This is a genomic window from Pseudomonas putida (genome assembly GCF_030159595.1).
Classification (GTDB): domain Bacteria; phylum Pseudomonadota; class Gammaproteobacteria; order Pseudomonadales; family Pseudomonadaceae; genus Aquipseudomonas; species Aquipseudomonas putida_AC.
Genome location: NZ_BSKJ01000003.1, coordinates 1 through 20,810, shown reverse-complemented (window position 1 = coordinate 20,810; position 20,810 = coordinate 1). Strand labels below are relative to the sequence as shown.

19 protein-coding genes and 1 pseudogene are annotated in these 20,810 nt (G+C 63.4%); 10 read left to right on the top strand and 10 right to left on the bottom strand.

Features of this window, described 5'->3' with window-relative positions:
* Positions 1–145 precede the first annotated feature (145 nt).
* The 4 genes from QQL85_RS07415 (at position 146) to QQL85_RS07400 (ending at position 4,174) form a co-directional block, all read left to right on the top strand.
* A complete protein-coding gene (locus QQL85_RS07415) occupies positions 146–1,459 on the top strand; it encodes a C4-dicarboxylate transporter DctA (RefSeq protein ID WP_284355841.1) in 1,314 nt (437 codons plus the stop codon).
* Between the two features lie 44 nt (positions 1,460–1,503).
* Positions 1,504–2,208 (top strand): FadR/GntR family transcriptional regulator, encoded by a 705-nt coding sequence (locus QQL85_RS07410; protein WP_284355840.1) that lies wholly within the window; start codon positions 1,504–1,506, stop codon positions 2,206–2,208.
* A gap of 16 nt (positions 2,209–2,224) precedes the next feature.
* Positions 2,225–2,893 carry a GntR family transcriptional regulator gene (locus QQL85_RS07405; protein WP_284355839.1) on the top strand — a complete coding sequence of 223 codons (669 nt, stop codon included), beginning with the start codon at positions 2,225–2,227 and terminating at the stop codon, positions 2,891–2,893.
* Positions 2,894–3,112: 219 nt separating this feature from the next.
* Entirely contained in the window at positions 3,113–4,174 is a 1,062-nt protein-coding gene (locus tag QQL85_RS07400) for a hypothetical protein (RefSeq protein ID WP_284355838.1), read from the top strand.
* Between the two features lie 59 nt (positions 4,175–4,233).
* Here the strand turns inward: QQL85_RS07400 and QQL85_RS07395 are convergent, their stop codons facing one another.
* Positions 4,234–4,662, bottom strand: coding sequence for a PACE efflux transporter (locus tag QQL85_RS07395; protein WP_284355837.1), 429 nt, complete (start codon positions 4,660–4,662; stop codon positions 4,234–4,236).
* A 102-nt stretch (positions 4,663–4,764) separates the two neighbouring features.
* Between QQL85_RS07395 and QQL85_RS07390 the strand changes: the two genes are divergently transcribed.
* The 3 genes and pseudogenes from QQL85_RS07390 (at position 4,765) to QQL85_RS26725 (ending at position 7,672) form a co-directional block, all read left to right on the top strand.
* A complete protein-coding gene (locus tag QQL85_RS07390; protein ID WP_284355836.1) occupies positions 4,765–5,643 on the top strand; it encodes a LysR family transcriptional regulator in 879 nt (292 codons plus the stop codon).
* Between the two features lie 97 nt (positions 5,644–5,740).
* Positions 5,741–6,817, top strand: a pseudogene (gene mcpA, locus QQL85_RS26730) (methyl-accepting chemotaxis protein McpA); the annotation flags it as partial.
* 114 nt (positions 6,818–6,931) lie between these two features.
* A complete protein-coding gene (locus QQL85_RS26725) occupies positions 6,932–7,672 on the top strand; it encodes a methyl-accepting chemotaxis protein (RefSeq protein WP_371040093.1) in 741 nt (246 codons plus the stop codon).
* Between the two features lie 33 nt (positions 7,673–7,705).
* Here the strand turns inward: QQL85_RS26725 and QQL85_RS07380 are convergent, their stop codons facing one another.
* The 3 genes from QQL85_RS07380 to QQL85_RS07370 all read right to left on the bottom strand — a co-directional run bounded on the left by QQL85_RS07380 (position 7,706) and on the right by QQL85_RS07370 (position 10,406).
* The gene (locus tag QQL85_RS07380; protein WP_284355834.1) at positions 7,706–8,770 is read right to left on the bottom strand and encodes a YkvI family membrane protein; all 1,065 of its coding nucleotides are present in this window, start codon (positions 8,768–8,770) and stop codon (positions 7,706–7,708) included.
* A gap of 109 nt (positions 8,771–8,879) precedes the next feature.
* The gene (locus QQL85_RS07375; protein ID WP_284355833.1) at positions 8,880–9,257 is read right to left on the bottom strand and encodes a RidA family protein; all 378 of its coding nucleotides are present in this window, start codon (positions 9,255–9,257) and stop codon (positions 8,880–8,882) included.
* A gap of 12 nt (positions 9,258–9,269) precedes the next feature.
* The gene (locus QQL85_RS07370) at positions 9,270–10,406 is read right to left on the bottom strand and encodes an NAD(P)/FAD-dependent oxidoreductase (RefSeq protein ID WP_284355832.1); all 1,137 of its coding nucleotides are present in this window, start codon (positions 10,404–10,406) and stop codon (positions 9,270–9,272) included.
* A gap of 115 nt (positions 10,407–10,521) precedes the next feature.
* On the opposite strand from QQL85_RS07370, the gene QQL85_RS07365 reads away from it, so the two are divergent.
* Both QQL85_RS07365 and QQL85_RS07360 read left to right on the top strand, forming a co-directional pair.
* Positions 10,522–11,115: a helix-turn-helix domain-containing protein gene (locus QQL85_RS07365; protein ID WP_284355831.1), complete on the top strand. Its 594-nt coding sequence runs from the start codon at positions 10,522–10,524 to the stop codon at positions 11,113–11,115.
* A 123-nt stretch (positions 11,116–11,238) separates the two neighbouring features.
* Positions 11,239–12,024 (top strand): sulfite exporter TauE/SafE family protein, encoded by a 786-nt coding sequence (locus QQL85_RS07360; RefSeq protein ID WP_086977816.1) that lies wholly within the window; start codon positions 11,239–11,241, stop codon positions 12,022–12,024.
* A gap of 3 nt (positions 12,025–12,027) precedes the next feature.
* On the opposite strand, the gene QQL85_RS07355 is transcribed toward QQL85_RS07360, so the two are convergent.
* From QQL85_RS07355 to QQL85_RS07335, 5 genes are all read right to left on the bottom strand, one after another.
* A complete protein-coding gene (locus tag QQL85_RS07355; RefSeq protein ID WP_284355830.1) occupies positions 12,028–12,567 on the bottom strand; it encodes a histidine phosphatase family protein in 540 nt (179 codons plus the stop codon).
* Between the two features lie 99 nt (positions 12,568–12,666).
* A complete protein-coding gene (locus tag QQL85_RS07350) occupies positions 12,667–12,999 on the bottom strand; it encodes a DUF3325 domain-containing protein (protein ID WP_284355829.1) in 333 nt (110 codons plus the stop codon).
* Positions 12,996–14,516: a PepSY-associated TM helix domain-containing protein gene (locus tag QQL85_RS07345; RefSeq protein WP_284355828.1), complete on the bottom strand. Its 1,521-nt coding sequence runs from the start codon at positions 14,514–14,516 to the stop codon at positions 12,996–12,998. Before QQL85_RS07345 ends, QQL85_RS07350 begins: the two co-directional genes overlap by 4 nt.
* Positions 14,513–14,800 carry an iron transporter gene (locus tag QQL85_RS07340; RefSeq protein WP_284355827.1) on the bottom strand — a complete coding sequence of 96 codons (288 nt, stop codon included), beginning with the start codon at positions 14,798–14,800 and terminating at the stop codon, positions 14,513–14,515. The genes QQL85_RS07345 and QQL85_RS07340 overlap by 4 nt, the downstream gene beginning before the upstream one ends.
* A 156-nt stretch (positions 14,801–14,956) precedes the next feature.
* On the bottom strand, positions 14,957–17,197 hold the full coding sequence (locus QQL85_RS07335; RefSeq protein ID WP_284355826.1) for a TonB-dependent siderophore receptor: 2,241 nt from the start codon (positions 17,195–17,197) through the stop codon (positions 14,957–14,959).
* A gap of 279 nt (positions 17,198–17,476) precedes the next feature.
* Between QQL85_RS07335 and QQL85_RS07330 the strand changes: the two genes are divergently transcribed.
* Positions 17,477–18,679, top strand: a complete 1,203-nt coding sequence (locus QQL85_RS07330; RefSeq protein WP_284355825.1) for an MFS transporter — start codon at positions 17,477–17,479, stop codon at positions 18,677–18,679.
* 58 nt (positions 18,680–18,737) lie between these two features.
* Here QQL85_RS07330 and QQL85_RS07325 read toward each other — a convergent pair whose 3' ends face one another.
* Positions 18,738–20,546: an ABC transporter ATP-binding protein/permease gene (locus QQL85_RS07325; protein ID WP_284355824.1), complete on the bottom strand. Its 1,809-nt coding sequence runs from the start codon at positions 20,544–20,546 to the stop codon at positions 18,738–18,740.
* Between the last annotated feature and the right edge of the window lie 264 nt (positions 20,547–20,810).

Genomic DNA, 20,810 nt, shown 5'->3' with positions numbered 1-20,810 from the left:
TAAGGCCAAAAACCCTTGCAATCAGGGATTTTTCGCGCTTTTATGGCCTCGCGCTGAACAAACCGGTAAGACCACAATAATTAAGTCCTGCGCTCTTTCGCCCCGTGCGGCTACCGAAGCAAGGACACCGATCAGAGATAATCCCATGCTCAAATGGTGCTCGCGTTCGATCTTCCTGCAAGTCGTACTCGGCCTTGCCCTCGGCATCGCCTGCGGTCTCAGCTTCCCCGACCTTTCCCTGCAACTCAAACCCCTCGGCGACGGCTTCATCAAGCTGATCAAGATGCTCATCGGCCTGATCGTGTTCTGCGTGGTGGTCAGCGGTATCTCGGGCGCTGGCGACCTGAAAAAGGTCGGGCGCATCGGCCTGAAGTCCGTGATCTACTTCGAAGTGCTGACCACCCTCGCACTGGTGATCGGCCTGGTGTTCGCCTTCAGCAGCGGCATTGGCAGCGGCGCCAACATCCACCTGGACCAACTGTCCAGCGCCGACGCCAACGGCCTCGCAGAGCGTGGCCAGCACATCCATGGCGCCACGGCCTTCTTCATGGACCTGATCCCCACTTCGGTGATCGGTGCCTTCGCCGACAACAACATTCTCCAGGTGCTGCTGTTCTCGGTGCTGTTCGGCAGCGCGCTGAACCTGGTAGGTGACTCGGCAGCCGGTATCTCGCGGCTGATCAACGAACTGAGCCATGTGATCTTCCGCATCATGGGCATGATCGTACGCCTGGCACCCATCGGCGTATTCGGCGCCATCGCCTTCACCACCAGCAAATACGGCCTGGAATCGCTGCAGCACCTGGGCGGGCTGGTCGCACTGTTCTACCTGACCTGTGCCGGTTTCGTGCTGATCGTGTTGGGTACAGTCATGCGTCTGTCGGGGCTGAAGCTGCTGCCGTTGATCAAGTACCTGCGCGAAGAGCTGACCATCGTGCTGGGCACTGCCTCTTCCGACGCTGTGCTGCCACAGATCATGCGCAAGCTGGAGCATCTGGGCATTGGCAGCTCCACCGTTGGCCTGGTGATCCCAACCGGCTATTCGTTCAACCTCGATGGTTTCTCCATCTACCTGACCCTGGCCATCGTGTTCATTGCCAACGCCACCGGCACGCCGCTGGAAATGACCGACCTGCTGACCATTCTGCTGGTGTCGCTGGTGACTTCCAAGGGCGCTCACGGCATCCCAGGCTCGGCGCTGGTAATCCTCGCCGCCACCCTGACCGCCGTGCCAGCCATTCCGGTGGTAGGCCTGGTGCTGGTACTGGCAGTGGACTGGTTCATGGGTATCGGCCGGGCATTGACCAACCTGATTGGCAACTGCGTGGCCACCGTGGCCATCGCCCGCTGGGAAAAGGACATAGACCTGGAGCGTGCGCAGAACGTGCTTGACGGCAAGCTGGGCTTCACGCCCACGCCGCGCAAGCAGCCCAACACGCACCATCAACAGGAATTCTGAACCAAAGTGGCCGGCGGTAACGCCGGCCCTTGCAGGAGCGAACCGTGATCAGCTCATCGACCGTCGTCAACTCAGTGGTGGAAAAACTGCGCCAGGCCCTGGCCCGGGGCCAATGGCGAACCGGCGACATGCTGCCAGGCCAGCGCGAGCTGGCCGAACAACTGGGCATCAGCCGCCCCAGCCTGCGCGAAGCGGTGACCGTACTGGAAACCCTGGGCCTGGTGCGCTCGTTGCCAGGCAAGGGTGTACTGGTACTGGATGCCGATGCCGCCAGCCAGGAACCGGGCATGGACACCAGCGCTGCAGCCAGCCTGGCCGACGTTCTGGAACTGCGCTACACCCTGGAACCCTTCATCGTTGGCCTGGTGGCGCAGTCGGCCAACAGCCAGGACATCGGCCAGTTGCGCCTGACCCTGATGGACATGCGCGAAGCGCTGGAGGCTGATGACAGCGAAGCCGGGGTGAAGGCCTACATCGCCTTCCACGAAGCGCTGTTCGCCCTCACCACCAACCCGATTTTCCAGAGCGTGGTGCAGCAGACCGGCAATGCCCTGAAGCAGAGCGCCGACATGCTGCGCAACTCGCCAGAGCACCTGGCGGCGCGGCTGAAGGAAAACGAGGCGGTGGTACGCGCCATACGTGAGCGCAACAGCGCCCAGGCCAGTGCCCAGATGCGCCAGCACATCCTCGCCGAAGGCCAGCGCATGGGCATTTCGCTGAACATTCCGGACGAACACCCGCATCCATGACCCCAGGAGAGCGACCATGAACGCCGCCCCCCACCTGCCAGCCCTGCTTGCGGCTGGCGAAACCCGCCTGTCGGCCGAGCAGATCTACCCCCGGCTGTTCGACGCCATTCTCGAGCAGCGCCTGCCGCCGGGCGCCCTGTTGCCCGAGCAAGCGCTGGGCCATGCCTTTGGTGTCAGCCGCACCGTGATCCGCCGAGTGCTTGGGCGCCTGTCCGACCAGCAGGTGGTGGTGCAGCGCCCCAGCCACACCGCGCACCTGGCCGCACCCGACCCGGATCAAGCGCGCCAGGTGCTCAGCGCCCGGCGCCTGGCTGAAACCACACTGATCACCCTGGCCGCCCAGCGCGCCCGGCCGGCGCAAGTGCGCCAGTTGCGGCAGCTGGTGGAACGTGAGCGCCAGCACCATGAAAGCGGCGAACGTTGCGCGGCGATCCGTCTGGGCGGCGAGTTTCATCTGAAACTGGCGCAGGTGGCTGCCAATGCGCCGCTGGCGCGGTTTCTCAATGGCTTGGTGCCGATGACCTCGCTGATCATCGCCCGCTACGAATCACCGTGCTGCGACCACTGTGCATGGGAAGAGCATGCGGCCATCATCGATGCCGTGGAGCAAGGCGATGCCGAGGCAGCGCTGGGTTTGATGCACAAGCACCTGGACCGCCTGGAAGAAAAGCTCGACCTGGAATGAATCAGCGTTCCCCTGTGGGAGCGGGCTTGCCCGCGAAGAAGCTGACGCGGTGGATGGCACGGGCTTCGCCCGTGTTCGCGGGCAAGCCCGCTCCCACAGAGACCGCGTCCCGACAGAAACTTATGTCTGTGCTGAGCGAGCGATGGGCTGCACAGCAGCCCCAACAACCCCACCCTATACTGCGAGAACCACCCCAGCCTCTATCAGGGAGGCGGCTGCGTGAGTGCTCGAATCCTTCTGTTGCTGTGCCTCCTGCTGGCACTCGCCGCCTGCGCGAGCAAGCGCCCGCCTGCCCCGCCACCGCCCGCAGTGCTGACGCCCGCCGCCTGGCAACGCATCGACCAGGAACTGATCGATGCCTCGGTCGGTGCCGCCGGTTCGGCCAACGACTATGCCCGGCGTTCCATGCGGGTGTGGAAGGAGCAGGTACAGCAGCGCACCGAAAGCGACTTCATCCCCTGGTTCACCGGCTACTGGACCCAGCAATGGCTGACCCTCAAGGTAGCCTGGTACAAGCTCGATAGTCGCGAAGGCCGTGAACCGGCGGAAAAGCGCCTGGCCCTGTACCTGCAAGAGCAATACCACGAGCGGGTGATCGAGCCGGTGGCCGAACAGATCAACCCAGAGGGCATCCGCGACCGCGCCTGCGAGCTGTACCTGCAACTGCTCGGCCAGCAGCTGCCGGCCATCATCAGCCGCTACAACGCGCCGCCCGAGCAGCTCAGCCAGCGCCTCAACCGCATCCCCGCCATCCACCTGGGGCCACCAGACGCGCGTAATGCCAGCCTGTATCAACTGCTACGCGCAAAGTCGCTGGACCAGCAACCGGCCTGGCAAGCCTTGCGCCAGCACTTGCATCTGCAGGCCAGCAAAGGCCCCGGCAGGACCGATGTCGGGCTGAACTCGGTAGCCACCCAGGCCAGCGAAAAACTCGGTGCTACCCTGGCCCCGCGCGGCATCGCCAGTGCCGTGGCGTCGGCAGTGGGCAAGGTGGCGGGGGCGATGATTTCAATCGCAGCCGCCGGCTACGGCATGATGACCCACGATCGCGAACACCCGCAGATGGTCGAGCAGCTGCGGGTGATCCTCAACGTGGCGCTGAACCAGGAATGGCAGGAACTGATGGAAAACCGTCAGAGCGGGGCCATGTCGGGGGTGTATTACCTGTCAGGGCAGGTTGAGGACAGTTTGCTGGCCAGTATGCCGCAGCCAGTGGAGCAACAGGTAGAACAGCAGGTGAAACAACAGCAAGAGCCTTTGATCATTCGCCTGCCGCCTTAAGGGTTGCCTGTGCCGGCCTCTTCGCGGGTAAACCCGCGAAGAGGTCAGTACAGGTTGAATCAAGCAGTAGCCATGGCAGAACGTGGCAACCCGAAGATCCGATCAAACGCCCAGTTGTAGGCAAAGGTGTAGCAAGGCACCAGCACGATGAATGCCATGTCCACCAGCAACGCCTCCAGCAACGACATGTCCAGCCACCAGGCGATCAGCGGGATCAGGTACACCACCAGGGTCAGCTGGAAGCCGATGGCATGCGCCACCCGCCGCGCCAGGCTGCGCCCGCGCTTGACCTGACGGCTCTCCCACCGCTCGAACAAGGTGTTGTAGACCAGGTTCCAGAGCATGGCGATGGTGGTGATCATCACGGCCAGCGGCCCGGTATGTGACGCCTGGGTGTCCGACAGGTAGGCCAGCCCGAGGGTGGACATGCACAGCCCGATCAATTCATAGAAAGTCACATAGACCAGTTTGCGTTTCAGTCCCTGCACCCGGGATTACCTCCAATGACAAAAGCGATGAGGCGCGATCATGCTTCACCATACTTGACAGAAAAAGTCAGCAGCTGTCAGATCTATTGACAGGAGGCTGCCATGAATTTTTCCAGCGACAACATCCAGCTGTTTCTTGCCGTGCTCGACCGGGGTTCATTTTCCGCCGCCGCGCGCGCCCTTAAACGCGTGCCTTCCGCCGTAAGCATGGCCATCGGCAACCTTGAAGCTGAACTCGGCTACAGCCTGTTCGAACGCGGCTCGCGAGAAGTTCGCCCTACTGCACAGGCCCTGGCCCTGGAGCCACACGCCAGGCTGATTGGCGAACAACTGGGGTTGCTGCAGGTACATGCCCTGGAGCTGTCCCAAGGGCTGGAAAGCCGCCTGACGCTGGCCGTGGTGCCGGACATCGACCACCAGCCATTGTTGGCAGCCATCGCCAACCTGGGCGAGCGCCACCCGCTGCTGGACATCACCCTGCTCAGCGCCCCGCAGGAAGAAGCCCTGCACCTGCTGGACAGTGGCCGCGCCGACCTCTGCGTGGCCTTTGCCGGCCTGCAAGTCGACGCCCGCCGAGGCTTTCAGCACATCGGCATGGAGTCGCTGGTAGCCACCCTGTCGCCGGCTCACCCAGCCTTGCGCGAGGGGCGCATTCAGTACCTCGAAGACCTGACCCAAGTTCGGCAGATCCTGGTACGCAGCCGCGACTTACCGCTGACCGACCCGCGCCCGCTGATCGGTGCCACGCACTGGTCCACCGACAGCTTCGACCTGGCGTTGCAAATGGTGGAAGCCGGGCTGGGCTGGGGCGACCTGCCGTTGTCGCGGGTTGCGCCGCTACTGGCCAGTGGGCGCCTGGTGCGCCTGGGCTTTCGCAATACGCGCAACGAGTTGCAGTTGCCGGTGCACATCTTGTGGCGCAAGCAACAACCGCTGCAGCAAGCCGCACGGCTGCTGATTGAGCGGCTGAGTAGCCGTTGATTACCGTCTGTCGAAACGGCCGTAAGAAATTTCTGTAAGTGCTTCAATATTTTACCCCTTTAGCCGATATCCCGGTCGACAGGCCCCGCAGTGCGTCATGAGCGCGTTGCGCCCTCCCCTCATTGGCTCAAGGTCTCGAAACATGAACCTGAAATTTCGCCACAAGATCCTGCTCAGCGCCTGCGGCGTCGTGGTCCTGGCATTTGCCCTGTTCACGCTCTACAACGACTACCTGCAACGCAACACCATCCGCCAGAACATCGAAGCCTCTGTGCAGCAATCCGGCGCACTGACCGCCAGCAGCGTGCAGAACTGGATGAGCGGGCGCATCCTGGTGCTGGAAAACCTGGCCCAGGACATTGGCCAGCAAGGTGCCGGCGAGACCCTGGCCGGGCTGATCGAGCAGCCTTCTTACACGCGTAATTTCCTGTTCACTTACCTGGGCCAGGCCAACGGTGCGTTCACCCAGCGCCCGGACGCCCAGATGCCCGCCGGTTACGACCCTCGCCAGCGCCCTTGGTATGGCGCCGCCGCCAGCGCCGGGCAGACCGTGCTGACCGCCCCGTACCAAGGCGCGGTCGGTGGCCTGATGGTGACCATCGCCACCCCGGTGAAGAGCAAGGGCAATGGCGAACTGATCGGTGTGGTCGGGGGTGACGTGACCCTCGATACACTGGTCGAGATCATCAACTCGGTCGACTTCGGCGGCATTGGCCACGCCTTCCTGGCAGATGCCAATGGTCAGGTGATTGTCAGCCCCGACAAAGGCCAGGTGATGAAGAACCTCAAGGATATCTACCCCGGCAGCAACCTGCGGGTTGCCGCTGGCATGCAGGATGTCACCCTCAACGGCCAGGACCGCATCATTTCCTTCGCCCCGGTTGCCGGCCTGCCGTCGGCGCAGTGGTACATCGGCCTGTCGATCGACAAGGACAAGGCTTACGCCGCACTCAGCCAGTTCCGCACCTCGGCAATCATCGCCATGCTGATTGCCGTGGCCGCTATCGCCGGTCTGCTTGGCCTGCTGATCCCGGTGCTGATGAGCCCGCTGACCACCATGGGCCGCGCCATGCGCGACATCGCCGAGGGTGAAGGCGACCTTACCCGCCGCCTGACCGTGCAGAACAAGGACGAGTTCGGCGAACTGGCCACCTCGTTCAACCGCTTTGTCGAGCGCATCCACGCCTCGATCAGCGAAGTGTCCTCGGCCACCCGCCTGGTGCATGACCTGTCGGAAAAGGTGGTCAGCGCGTCCAACGCGTCGATCAGCGGCTCGGAAGAACAAAGCATGCGCACCAACAGCGTGGCTGCGGCCATCAACGAACTGGGCGCCGCCACCCAGGAAATCGCCCGCAACGCCGCCGATGCCTCGCAGCACGCCAGCGGCGCCAGCGAGCAGGCCCACGGTGGCCGTGAAGTGGTGGAAGAAGCGATCAGCGCCATGACCGCCCTGTCGCAGCGCATCAGCGAATCCTGCGCGCAGATCGAAACACTCAACGCCAGCACTGACGAAATCGGCAAGATTCTCGACGTGATCAAGGGTATTTCGCAGCAGACCAACCTGCTGGCACTGAACGCCGCGATCGAGGCGGCCCGTGCCGGTGAAGCCGGCCGAGGCTTTGCCGTGGTGGCCGACGAAGTGCGCAACCTGGCGCACCGTACCCAGGAATCGGCAGAAGAGATCCACCGCATGATCACCAGCCTGCAGGTGGGTTCACGTGAAGCGGTACACACCATGAACACCAGCCAGGTGTCCAGCGAGCAGACCGTGCAGGTAGCCAACCAGGCCGGCGAGCGCCTGGCCAGCGTGACCCAACGCATCGGCGAAATCGATGGCATGAACCAATCGGTGGCGACCGCGACCGAAGAGCAGACCGCCGTGGTCGAGAGCCTCAACCTGGATATCACCCAGATCAACGCCCTGAACCAGCAAGGGGTGGAGAACCTCAACGACACCCTGCGTCATTGCGACCAGCTGGCCCAGCAGGCCGGGCGCTTGAAGCAGCTGGTAGGCAGCTTCAGGATCTGATGGGCCCAAAGAGGGGCGCTTGGCGCCCCTTTTTCATGCCACCGCCGCTTTCGTTGCCCTGCTCCGCCGCACCCACGCCAGCAACACCGCCGCCATCAGCACGAACCCCAGGTAGCCAAACAACGGGTACACCTCCCCCACCAGGCTGATGAACCCCACCAGGCTGCAGGCGAACGCTACCGTGCCGGTCACCACCGAGCCCCAACGAAACTTCGCCGTGCCCGCCGGCAACAGCCGCGAAAGGAACGAAAACAGCGTACCCACCGCCGTGTTGACGATCATGCCGAAGATGATCAGGCACATGACCAGCCCCAATAGCGGCGACACTTCGTTGGCAATCGACAGCATCGGCATCGGCAAGTCGGCCACGTTGTCCAGGCGCGACAGCAGCCCGGCACTCATTACCAGCATCAGGCCACCGAGCGCCGCACCACCGAGCAGGCCACCCCATACAGCCGTTTTCTCGCCCGTGGCCGAACCACCCAGAATGGCCAGGATCGGCGCTCCGGCGACGATGTTGTACGACACATACAGGAACGCCCCCAACAGCCAGTGGCGGGTGCCGGCTTGCTGCTGGCTGGCCAGGTGATCGAGCGCGGCGAAGCTCTGCTCGCGGGTGAACACGGCATACAAGGCAATGGCCGAAGCCACCAGGATCAACAGCGGGGTAATGGCGCCAATGGCCAGGATCACCTTGCGCACGTCCAGGCACACGATCGCCACCACCACCAGCGTTACCAGCACGCTACCAGCCAGTGCCGGAACGCCGAACTGCTGCTCCAGCAATGCACCACCACCGGCCAGCATCACCACGGTGACGGCGAACATGAAGAAGGTGATCAGCCAGTCGACGAACAGGCCCAAGTGGCGGCCGCAAATGGCCTGAATCACATCCTTGTGCGAGGTGGCCTGCTGGCGGTTACCCAACCCTGCCAAGGCCATCCCGAGGAAGGTGAACAGGGCCGCGCTGACCAGCGCGCCGACCAGCCCCCAGAGACCGAAATCGACAAAAAACAACAACAGTTCCCGCCCCGAGGCGAACCCCGCCCCCACGATCACGCCGACAAATGCGCCGGCAATCTTCAGCTGCTCTTGCATGTGAACCTCTGGAATTATTGTTGTGTCACTGGCACGGCATAGCTTTTGTGTGAGCGGCCTTGCGGCCCTTTACGACACAAGGCCGCTCACGCATGGGCGCTTTGTTCGGTCACAAATCGCCGACAAACGCCTGCACTTCAATTTCCACATCCACCCCCAGCGCCAACGCCGAGGCCACCGTCGAGCGCACCGGCAGCGCCGCGCCGAAGAATTCCTTGTAGACCTCGTTGAAGCCGGCGAAGTGGCTCATGTCCGACAGCCATACCGTGGCCTTCACCACCTGGTCGAAACGCGCACCGCAAGCCGCCAGGCTTTCGGCAATGCGCTCACAGGCAGCGCGGGTCTGGGCCTGGATATCTCCGCGCACCACTTCACCGCTGGTGCTCATCGGCACCTGGCCGGAGAGGAACAGAAAACCACCTGCCTTCACCGCACGCGAAAACGGGAACGGCAGGCTGCTGGGGAAACGCTGGATGTCATTGCTCATGGGATGCTCCTTTCAAGGTTGCTGGAAACGGGCCGGGGACAGGCGTTCGGGCGCCACGCCCTGGCTGACAAGGCTAGAACACAGGGGTTGACCGAGCAGCAGGTCGGCGGCCAGGCGCGAAGCGCCAGCGGCCGACTGGATGCCATAGCCACCTTGCGCCGCCAGCCAGAAAAACGCGGGGGCGTGCGCATCGAACCCGATCACCAGGTCGCCGTCAGCGACGAACGAGCGCAGACCGGCCCAGGTGTGGCTGGGGCGGCGGATCGCCAAGGTAGTCATGGCTTCGATGTTGTAGATGCCCAACGCCACATCGAGCTCTTCCGGCGCGGCGTCCTGCGGCTCGACCGGGTCGGCATTGGCAGGCGAACCGAGCAGCTGGCCGGCGTCGGGTTTGAAGTAGAAGCTTTCGTCGACGCCGATCACCGCTGGCCAGCGGGCGAAGTCCTGGTCTGCCGGGCCAGGGAAGGTGAACGCGCTGCGCCGGCACGGTTGCAGGCCAATGCGCGCCACGCCGCACTGCTCGGCCACACGGTCCGCCCAGGCGCCTGCGGCATTCACCAGCTGGCGTGCCTGCAGACGGCTGCCATCAGCCAATTCCACCTGCCACAAGTTGTCCAGGTACCAGGCCTGGATCAGCTCGGCGTTGCAGCGCAGCTCACCACCGGCAGCGCGGTAACCGCGCAAGAAGCCCTGATGCAGCGCGTGCACATCCAAGTCCATCGCGCCCGGCTCCAGCACTGCGCCAGCCAGGGTTTCGCTGCGCAGGCTGGGTACCAGTGCCAGCGCGGCGTCACGGTCAAGCAGGCTGACCTCAGTGCCATTGGCCAGGTTCTGTGCGTGGGTGTGCTCAAGCAGCTCCCGCTGCTCCAGGCTGGCCACATACAGGCAGCCACGCGGCTCCAGCAGCGGGTGCTCGCAGAAGCCTTGCGGCGGCGTTTCGTAGAAAGCCCGACTGGCGCGGGTCAGCGCTTGGATCTGTGGGGTGCCGTAAGCCTCCATGAACATGGCCGCCGAACGCCCGGTGGAATGGTAGCCAGGCTGCGATTCGCGCTCGAGCAACAGCACCCGCTGCTGGCCTGCCAGGCGATAGCCCAAGGAGGCACCGGCAATGCCGGCACCGATGATCAGGGTGTCGTAGGTCGGGGTCATGCACGCTCCTGCCGGGAAAATTATCATTTATGAGAATTCTAATATATGAGAATTTAGAAATGCGCAAGTGTCCAAGGTAAGATGCCCGACCAACGCCGTATGCCGAGAAACCTGAATGCCCGCTGCCCTACCCCTGCTGGACCGCGCCGTAGTCGGCCAGCGCCTGCGCCAGGTGCGCAAGGCGCGCCAGATGACCCTCAAGCAATTGTCAGAAGCCAGTGGCGTACCGCTGTCCACCTTGTCGAAGATGGAGCTGGCGCAGGTGTCGGTCAGTTACGAAAAACTCGCCGCTGCTGCGCGGGCGCTGAACGTCGACATTGCCCAGCTGTTTCGCGCCAGCGGCACGGTCAGCGCCCCGGTGCCGGTGACCGTGGTGGTCGATTCATTGCCGGCGGCGGCGGGCTACTCGACCGGTACCTACGACTACCACCCCATCGCAGGCGACTTCCCCGAACGGCGCATGACACCGGCGTATGCCCGCATCATTGCCCGCGAGCGCGGCCAGTTCGACGATTTTATCCGCCACCCGGGGCAGGAGTTCGCGCTGGTGCTGAGCGGGCGCGTGCGCATCGAGTTCGAAACCGGTGAGGCCGTGAGTATCGGGCCTCAGGAGACTGCGTATTTCGATAGCCAGGTGGGGCATATCTACCTGTCGGAAAGCGAGGACGGTGGCGATGCGCATGTGATGGTGGTGATGACCGATCGCTGACCGGGTGCAGCATGCAGGGTGCACCCGGTTATAACCTAATAACGAACAAGTCTATTTGGCTATAAAAAAATCTATATGCTGGCTGCATCCGATAACGGGCAAAGTTGGGCAGTCGAGTAGCGTATGGATGTAGGTTCTTTCGGTTTCACCATTGCTGGCCTGGTCGTGGGTTTCATCGTCGGCATGACCGGCGTCGGTGGCGGCTCGCTGATGACCCCTATCCTGTTGTGGTTTGGCATCAACCCGGCGACGGCCGTCGGCACCGACCTGCTCTATGCGGCGATCACCAAGGCCAGTGGCGTCTGGGTGCATGCGCGCCAGAAGAACATCGACTGGAAGATCACCGGCCTGCTCAGCCTGGGCAGCGTGCCTGCGGCGGCGCTGACCCTGTGGTTTCTCAGCACCCTGCACACCGACACCTCGGCACTCAATGCCATCATCAAGCAAGGCCTGGCAGTGGTGCTGATCCTGACCGCGCTGGCCATTCTGTTCAAATCGCGCCTGCAGGCGTTCGCCAGCCGTCATGCCGGTGACCACTACCACCTCAGCGACCGCAGCCTGAACACCCTCACGGTGCTGACCGGCGTGGTGCTGGGCGTGATGGTCACCCTCACCTCCATCGGTGCTGGCGCCCTGGGTACCGTGGCGCTGTTCCTGCTGTACCCGTTCCTGGTCACCCGCCGCCTGGTCGGTACCGAGATCGCCCACGCCGTGCCACTCACCCTGGTAGCAGGCCTTGGCCACGCGGGTATGGGCAATATGGACTGGTCGCTGCTGGGCTACCTGCTGCTGGGCTCGCTGCCAGGCATCTACCTGGGCAGCCACCTCACCGGGCGCATCTCCGACCGCGTGCTGCGGCCGTGCCTGGCGGCGATGCTGCTGTTGATCGGCTACAAGCTGGCGTTCTGAGCCTTAGCCCAGGCGCAGTCGCCATTGCCCGGTAAAGCTCAGTTCCAGGCGTGACAGCGGCAACACGTCGATACACTGACTGGCACTCATCGGGCACCCCAGCACCTGTACCAACACAGCGCGCATGACCATGGGGTGGGTCACCGCCAGCCAATCGCCCGGCCTGTCGAAGGCTGCCAGCCAGGCGGCCAGGCGCTGGCACAGTGCGGCGAACGACTCCCCCCCATGCAGCGCACTGGCCGGATCCCGTAACCATTGTGCCAACGCCTCAGGCTGCTCAGCCTGCAATTGCTTCAACGCCAGCCCCTGCCAATGCCCCAGATCGCAATCGGCCAACGCCGGCTCGACCTGCGCCAGCCCCGATAACCACGCCGCTGTCGCACGGGCTCGCCGCTCTGGCGCGGTCAGCACCCTCGTACCGGGCAGGATAGCGTCTGGTCGGTGGGCCAACGGCAAGATGTCGTCATCAGTACAGTGCAGGCGCCCGGTCTTCTGGGCCTGGGTCAGGGCATGGCAGATCAGGGTCAGGCGGACGGCTTTCACCGGGGCTCTCTCGCAGCGGGCTGGGGCCCATGGTTTAGCACGCCGCGTCGCATTTGGCTGTAACTATGTGGCAGTTGCCTTTAGAGCAATGAGGCACAGTCAGGTCAGCAGCGACACCAAGCCCCACACTGGCACCGCCGCCATCAAACCCACCGCCAGCCGTGGCCAGTACGGCAGCACCATCACCAGCACCATCCCCGCCAGCGACATCGCGCCAAACCAGGCCACCGCCCCCATCGCCCAACCCCAGGCCCGGGCACACAGTACCAGGCTGACCAGCAATGCCAGCCACCCAGCGCCGCGCAAGCCGATACACAACAGCCGTGGGCTGGCCCGGTTCCACACCTGCTTGTAATGCCGCTCCAGCCCTTGGCACAGCCCGAACATGCCGGCGTAGGCGAACAACACACCGCCGATGATCCACATCATCATGCCTTGGCCTCCTGTTGCCGACCTAGCCTGGTCTTCTGTTGCGCTGGCTGCGCGTGCCAAACCCGCCAGGCCACCAGACCCAGCAACACCCCCAGCGCCAGCGCACAGCCCGCCACACCCAGGCGCATCGCGTCTTCGAGGCCGCCAAATGCACCCAGACCGATGCACAGCAATGCCGCCAGCAGCAGTTGCTCGACCCAGGCCCGCCGTGCCGGCCTGACGCCGGCATGCAACAATGCCAGCAGCCATACGCCAAAGAACGCGCGCACCTCCCAACTCTCTCGGTGCACCCATTCCACAGGTAGCAAGCGGCTGGCCCACAGCAGCCCGACGCATGCCAGCAAGAGGCCGCTGATGAAGCCCACGTTGCACACTTCGGCCACCCGATACCAACGCCGTGCCGATGCCTCGGCGGTGGCGCTGGCGTATTTGCGCCCACGCTTCACGCAGAACAGCACCAGGCCGCTGGCGATCATCAGGCAACTGACCAACCCGCACATGAAGTACAGCCAGCGCATCGGGTAGCCGCCGAACTGGGCGAAGTGCAGGCCGACCATGACCCGTTGGGTCAGCGGTGCCGCACGCCATTCAGGCACATCGCTGAGTAACGCCCCGCTGACGCCGTCGAAGACCATGGCCTGCCCCTTGGCGAGGGCGATGCGGTTGCCCAGTTCGGGGCGGATTTCGATACGCGCCGCTGCGGTGTTGGGGTTGCGGATGTTCAAGCCGCCAATAGGCCCCAGCCGCGCCTCGGCCTGAGCCAGCAACGGCGCCACATCGACCAGGGTGGCCGGCTGCCTGGCCAGGCCACGCGGCTGTTCCAGTCGGGCATTACCCTGTGCCTGGAAGTAGGCGCGGGTGTCACCGGCAAAGAGTGCATCCACCCCGGCAGGGATATAAATAAGCATGAAGATCACCAGGCCGGTATAGGTGATCATCAGGTGGAACGGCAGCAACAGCACCGCGCTGGCGTTGTGGAAATCCAGCCACGAGCGCTGGCCCTTGTTCGGTCGGAAGGTGAAGAACTCCTTGAAAATCTTCTTGTGGATGACGATACCGGTGACCAACGCAGCCAGCATCACCAGCGCCAGCGCGCCGACCACGAAGATGCCCCAGTTGCGTGGCAGGTCGAGGGTGAAGTGGAAGCGGAAGAAGAAGTTGCCGCCAACGCTGTCACGCACCTCGATGGCTTCGCCGGTGCGCGGGTCGAGTTGCACGCCACCACCATGGCGACGCTCGCCAGTGGACACGCGCAGGCCGGGCGAACGCTCGCTCGGCAGGCTGATGCCCCAGTTGCCGGCCTTGGGTTCATGGGCCTGCAGGTAGGCGATGGCACGCTGGGCTGCGTCAGCCTGGGACACCTGGGTGGCCGGGATTTCCGGCTGCATCCAGTGGTTGAGTTCCTTGTCGAACACCGCCAGGGTGCCAGTGACGAAGATGGCGAACAGCAGCCAGCCGAAGACCAGCCCCGCCCAGGTGTGCAGCCAGGCCATCGATTGGGTGAAGGTGTTCTTCATGCCAGTCGCTCCAGTACCTGTGGCCAGAAGCCGATCAGGGCAAGGGGCGTGGCCAGTACCAGCGGCGCCCAGGCGCGCAGGGCATCCCGGCAGGCGAAGGCCCAGAGGATGGCGGCGGTGTAGAAGATGAACGTCGGCAGAGTCGCGACGATGACCGCGTCGGTGGCAGCCAACGGCATGATGCGGGCCAGGCACGCGCTGGCGGCGTAGCTGAGGGCATAACCACCCAGCAGCGCGGCGGTGCTGCGGGAGAGAATCTGTAGCCAGGCGGGGGCTTTGATCATCGGAGGGCTCCTTGAGTCCAGTGATGAGGCCAGGGCTGCTGCGCAGCCCAATCGCCGGCAAGCCAGCTCCCACAGGGACTGCACAGGGCTCGATGACTGTGCAGATTCTGTGGGAGCTGGCTTGCCGGCGATTGGGCCGCAAAGCGGCCCCTTGGATCAGAAGTTGATATTCAGCGCAGCAAACACCGCCCTGCCCGGCTGGTTATAGGTGTTGGCCCCCGAGCTGCTGGCGTTGCCGCCCCGCAGGATCTGCTTGTCGAACACGTTGTTCACCCCGACCCGCACGTCGTAGTTGGCGTTGAACTTGTACCCGGCACTCAGATCCACCAGGCCATAGGCCTCGACGTCCTGCTGCGCGGTCTTGTCGTAGTCCTGCTGGGTGCGGTAGTTGTAGGTCGGCGACTTCTGCTTGCCAAAGTAGGTGCCCGCCACCTGGAACGACAGCTGCTCGGTGGCACGCCAGTCGAGGGTGGTGTTGACGGTGTATTCCGGGATCACCGACAGCGGCTCGCCAGTTTCGCGGTTGTCGTTGTCGAGCATCCAGGTCAGGTTGGTGTTCCAGTCCAGGGTCGGCGTCAATTCGATGAAGAAGTTGCCTTCGATACCTTCCACTCGCGCCTCGCCCGCGTTCTCCCACTGAGTCACGCGGCGACCGCTGTTGATGGCGTAGAGCACATCGGTCCCGCCGATGATCTTGTTCTTGTAGTCGTTGCGGAAGTAGGTCGCGCTGGTACGCCATGTGCCGCGGTCGTACAGCAGGCCGATTTCCTTGTTGACGCTGATCTCCGGCTTGAGGTCGGCATTACCTTGCAGGTAGCAGCCGCCGGAGTTGGTCTGCTGCACACTGCAGCCCTGACCGCGACTGTAGAGCAGGTAGTTGGGGTTCGACTGGTACAGGTTCGGCACCTTGTAGGCACGCGCAATACCTCCCTTGATCGACAGCGCCTCGGTCAGTTTGTGCGACAGGTTCAGGCTTGGGCTGAAGTTGTCGCCAAACATCTCGTGGTGGTCAAAACGCAAGCCAGGCGTCACGGTCGTATCACCCAGGACAATATTGTCCTCGACGAACACGGCATAGCTTCTGGCCGTCATCTTCGTTTCGCTGCGGTCGAAGCCGCTGATCGCGTCACTACCCGACTCACTCGGATCGAAGCTTTGCGGGCGGAACGAACCCTGGTCGTTGAGCGACTCGTACAGGTACTCGCCGCCCAAGGTCAGCACATGCTCAGTGCTGCCCATGGCGAACGGCACGTTGACCTCACTGCTCAAACGCGTGTTGCGCAGCCGCGACATCGCCGCGCCGCTGTCGTTGATCGCCCCTTCAGGGCCACCCGCCAAGCCTTCGTTGAGGCGCCAGTTACGCACATATTCATACGCCAGGGTGGTCTTGCTGGTGCCCCAGGTGAAGTCGCCCAAGTGGGTCAGGTCGTAAGTGCTGCGCTGCATGATGTTGGTTTCATGACCATACAGGCTGGAAATCAACACGACATCGCTGCCGCCGTTGCTGTTCATGGTGTCGCCAGCGTAGAGGTTGCCCTGACGGCTGTAGCCTGCGCTGGCTTCGAGACGATGCTCGTCGTTGAGTTTCCAGCTCAGAAGGCCGTTGATGTCTTTGTTGCGCACGCCCTCACGGCCGGCAACCAGCGCACTGTTGGCGTGGCTCGCGTTGATATCGAGGTCGTCGGCGTCGGTCTTGGCCACGCCGCCATACAGGCGGAACCCAAGGTTGTCGGTAAGGCCTCCACCCAGGTTGAAGTTGGCGCGGCGGCTGGCGCCTTCGGCGCTGTCTTCCGGCAGTTGCGTGTACAGGCTGACACTGCCCTTGAGTTCGTCGGTGGGGCGTTTGGTGATGATATTGACCACCCCGCCCATGGCGCCGGAACCGTAGCGTGCGGCAGCCGGGCCGCGCAGGATCTCGATGCGCTCGACCGCTTCGGCCGGCACCCAGTTGGTTTCACCACGGGTGTCACGGTCACCGTTCCAGCCATAACGCACGGCGTTGCGTGCGCTGGACGGCTTGCCATCGATGAGAATCAGGGTGTTTTCCGGGCCCATGCCACGCAGGTCGATCTGGCGGTTGTTGCCCCGCGCGCCACTGGCGCTGTTGCCGGTCAGGTTGACACCGGGCTCGCGGCGGATGATATCGGACAGGTCATTGGCCGGCGGGTGGCGTTTGATGTCTTCGGCGGTGATGATCGACGAGCCCAAGGCCTGGCGCGCCTCGCGCTCGGCGGTGACCAGAGTGTCCTGGATCACCAGCGCGTTGTCGGCGACCGGCACTTCCAGCACCTCACCCGCACGCTGCTCCTCGGCTTCCGCCGCGGTGGCCATCATGGCCGGCGACGCCAGCGCGACGAACGCCAGGGCCAGGCTGTTGGGTGAAGTTCTGCACTGCATGGGTACATCTCCTGCGATTCATGAGCGAAAAGGCACATCCCTGTCGGAAACCGGGAGCCCTCGCCCACCGGCCCCACAAACACAGTTTGGTGGCCAACAGGGGTGGTAAATATAGAGAGATGCAAATGCGAGTAAATCTTATTTACGAAGTTTACATGTTTGTAACGGAACTTTGCTGCAACCTGGGATAGAGCAGTTGCTGTTCGCAACGTGCGAAGTCTTGCATCCTGCGCACCGGCTCCTACAGTTTCGAACGTAGCAACTCTGCCAGGACCCCACATGCGCAGACATGAAGAAAGCAGCGCCGCAGGTGCCACCAGAAACCTGCCCAAGATCCCTCGCAGCGTCTGGGCACTGGGCTTTGTATCGATGTTCATGGACATTTCCTCGGAGATGATCCATGCCCTGCTGCCGCTTTACATGGTCACCGTGCTCGGTACGTCGGTCGTAGCGGTGGGCGTTATCGAAGGCATTGCCGAAGCGACTGCATCGATCACCAAGGTGTTTTCCGGCGCCCTCAGCGACCGGCTGGGCAAGCGCAAGCTGCTGACGGTGCTCGGCTATGGCCTGGCTGCGCTGACCAAGCCGGTATTCCCCATTGCCTCCGGGCTGGAGTGGCTGACCGCAGCACGTTTCGTGGACCGCATCGGCAAAGGTATTCGTGGGGCGCCGCGCGATGCACTGGTGGCCGATGTCACCCCCGCCGAGTTGCGGGGCGCTGCGTTCGGCCTGCGCCAGGCGCTCGATACCGTAGGCGCCTTCCTCGGACCGTTGTTGGCAATCGCGTTGATGTGGCTGACCGCGAGCCATTTCCAAACCGTATTCTGGGTAGCGGTGATCCCGGCATTTGTAGCGGTGTACATCCTCATCGCCTTCGTTCGCGAACCTGAAACGCCGCCTGCAACACGTCCGGTACGCACACCGTTGGCACTGCACGAGATGGTGCACCTCGGGTCGGCGTATTGGCGACTGATCGGCCTGGCCACGTTGTTCACCCTCGCCCGCTTCAGCGAAGCGTTCCTGCTGCTGCGTGCCCAGGACATGGGCCTGGCACCGCTGTGGGCCCCGGCGGTGCTGGTCGTGATGGCGCTGGCTTACTCACTGTCGGCCTACCCTGCCGGGGCGCTGTCGGACCGGGTGGGGCGCCGTGGTGTGCTGATGGCCGGGTTGGGCTTGCTGGTCGCAGCCGACCTGCTGCTGGCCCTGCTACCAGGCTGGGGCGGGCTGGCCCTGGGGGTTACAGCCTGGGGCCTGCACCTGGGCTTCAGCCAAGGTGTCTTCGCGGCCATGATCGCCGACAGTGCCCCGGCCAACCTGCGTGGTACCGCCTTCGGCCTGTTCAACCTGCTGACCGGCGTGGCGTTGCTGGCCGCCAGCGTGGTAGCTGGGTTGCTATGGGATGGTGCAGGATTTCAGGCAACCTTTCTGGTGGGCGCGGGGTTCGCTGGCGCCACCCTGGTGGGGTTGATACTGCTGCGCTGAGCCTGGAAAGAGCCCGGCTGATCGCCATGCTGGACGGAGATCAGCGCCCGGACGCGGACTAGGCCAGCGCAGCCTCCTGCTCCAGCAACGACCAACCGCCATGCCCATCCACTTCCAGCCGATGGGTATGGAACGCTGTCAGCGTGCTGCGGTGGCCGACACTGACCAGCAGTGCCCCCGGCATTTCCGAGCGCAACAACGCATACAAGGCATGTTCGAGGCCCTCGTCCATCGCCGAGGTAGACTCGTCGAGGAACACCACCTGCGGCCGGTTGAACAGCACCCGAGCGAATGCCAGACGCTGTTGCTCACCCACCGAAAGGATGTGTGACCAGTCGCAACTGACGTCCAGGCGCTCGGCCAGGTGAGCCAGGTTGACCTGACGCAACGCCTGCTGCATGCGCGCCTCATCCTCAGGCTTGCTGGCTGCCGGGTAGGCAATGACAGCACGCAAGTCACCCAGTGGCAGGTACGGGCGCTGTGACAGGAACAGTGCCTGATGACCCATTGGCCGCCTGACCTCACCTTCTGCATACGGCCAAAGGCCCGCCAGGGCCCGCAGCAGCGTGGTTTTACCACTGCCCGATGGCCCTTTGATCAACAGCGCCTGACCCGCGTGCAGGCTCAGGTCCAGGTCGGCAATGAGGGCGTGCCCGTCCGGACGCAGCACCTGCAGGCGGATGATCTGCAGCGCATGCGGCTGGTCGTCGGTAAGAACGCGTGGCAATGCGCTCGCCTGCTCATTGGCATCGATAAACCCGGTCAGACGGTCGAGGGTCGCCCGGTACTGGGCAAACGCATCATACGACTCACGGAAGAACGATAACGAATCCTGTACCTGGCCAAAGGCCTGGGACGTTTGCATGACATCCCCCAACTTGATCGCCCCACTGAAGAAGCGCGGCGCCTGCAGAATGAACGGGAACACCACGGCGACCTGGCTGACACCTAAGTTGAAACCACTGAACTTGAGGTTTCGGAACACCAAGGCCCAGGCATTCACGATCAAGGCAGCAAAGCGGCCCAGCAAGGTGCCCCGCTCGACCTGAGCACCTTGATAGAAGGCGATGTTCTCGGCGTTCTCACGCAAGCGCATCAGCGCATAACGGAAGTTCGCGGTGAGTTTTTCGTTGAGGAAGTTCAGGCGGATCAATGGGCGCCCGAGACGGAAGGCGACCCAGGTGGCGACGATGACATACAGGTAAACGGCAAACACCATCGCCCGGGGGATCTCCACCCCGGCCACCGCCAGCGGTGCCGACAGGCCCCAGAGGATGCCGGTGAATGCCACCAGCGAAACCAGCGCACTGACCGCGCCCAGCGCCAGGCTCACCGAGTTGGTGACGAAGGCGTTGATGTCCAGTTCGATACGCTGGTCGGGGTTGTCCACCGGCTCGGCGAGGAACTGGCCCCGGTAGTAGGCATCGCCCTGCATCCAGTCGTGGGTCAGGCGTTCGGTCAGCCATACCCGCCACTTGATGCTGAAGGCCTGGCTTACATAGAAGGTGAACAGCGAGCGCAGCACATGGATGGTGGCCAACACGGCAAAGACGCCGAGCAGGTACCAGAAAGCGGCTTGGTCAAGGCCCTGCAGGGCGCTGTAGAAGCCGTTGTACCAAAACGAGAACAGCACGTTCAGGCGAACCGAGAACAGGGTAAGGACCAGCAACAGGGCAAACACCAACAACGGTCGCCAACTGCGCCTGAAACTGAAGTAGGGACCGGCTAATTGCCAGAACTGATTGCCCCAGCGCGTGCAACGCACCGCCAATGTGGCGGCTGCCGCGAAGCAGAGAAGGGTGATGAACGAGGCGATCGCCAGCCAGCTCAGGCTCTCTTGCAAGGCCTGGTGCCAGTTCATTTCCATGGTGGATATCCGTGCTGAGTATTTCCGCGAGCGTAGCATTGCTCCGCGATTCGTCAGGCATAAATGACGCACATTTCATGAACTGGAGGAGCGGGCGACACGGTGGATGGATGGCACCGGCTTGGCCGGTGCTCGCGGCTGTAGCCACTCCTACAGGGATTGCGTGAATCCGGCGGATCTTTTTCGGCCCACAAAGACAAAACCCCTACCTGCATGCGCAGATAGGGGTTTTGCGAAATGAATCTTGACGATGACCTACTCTCA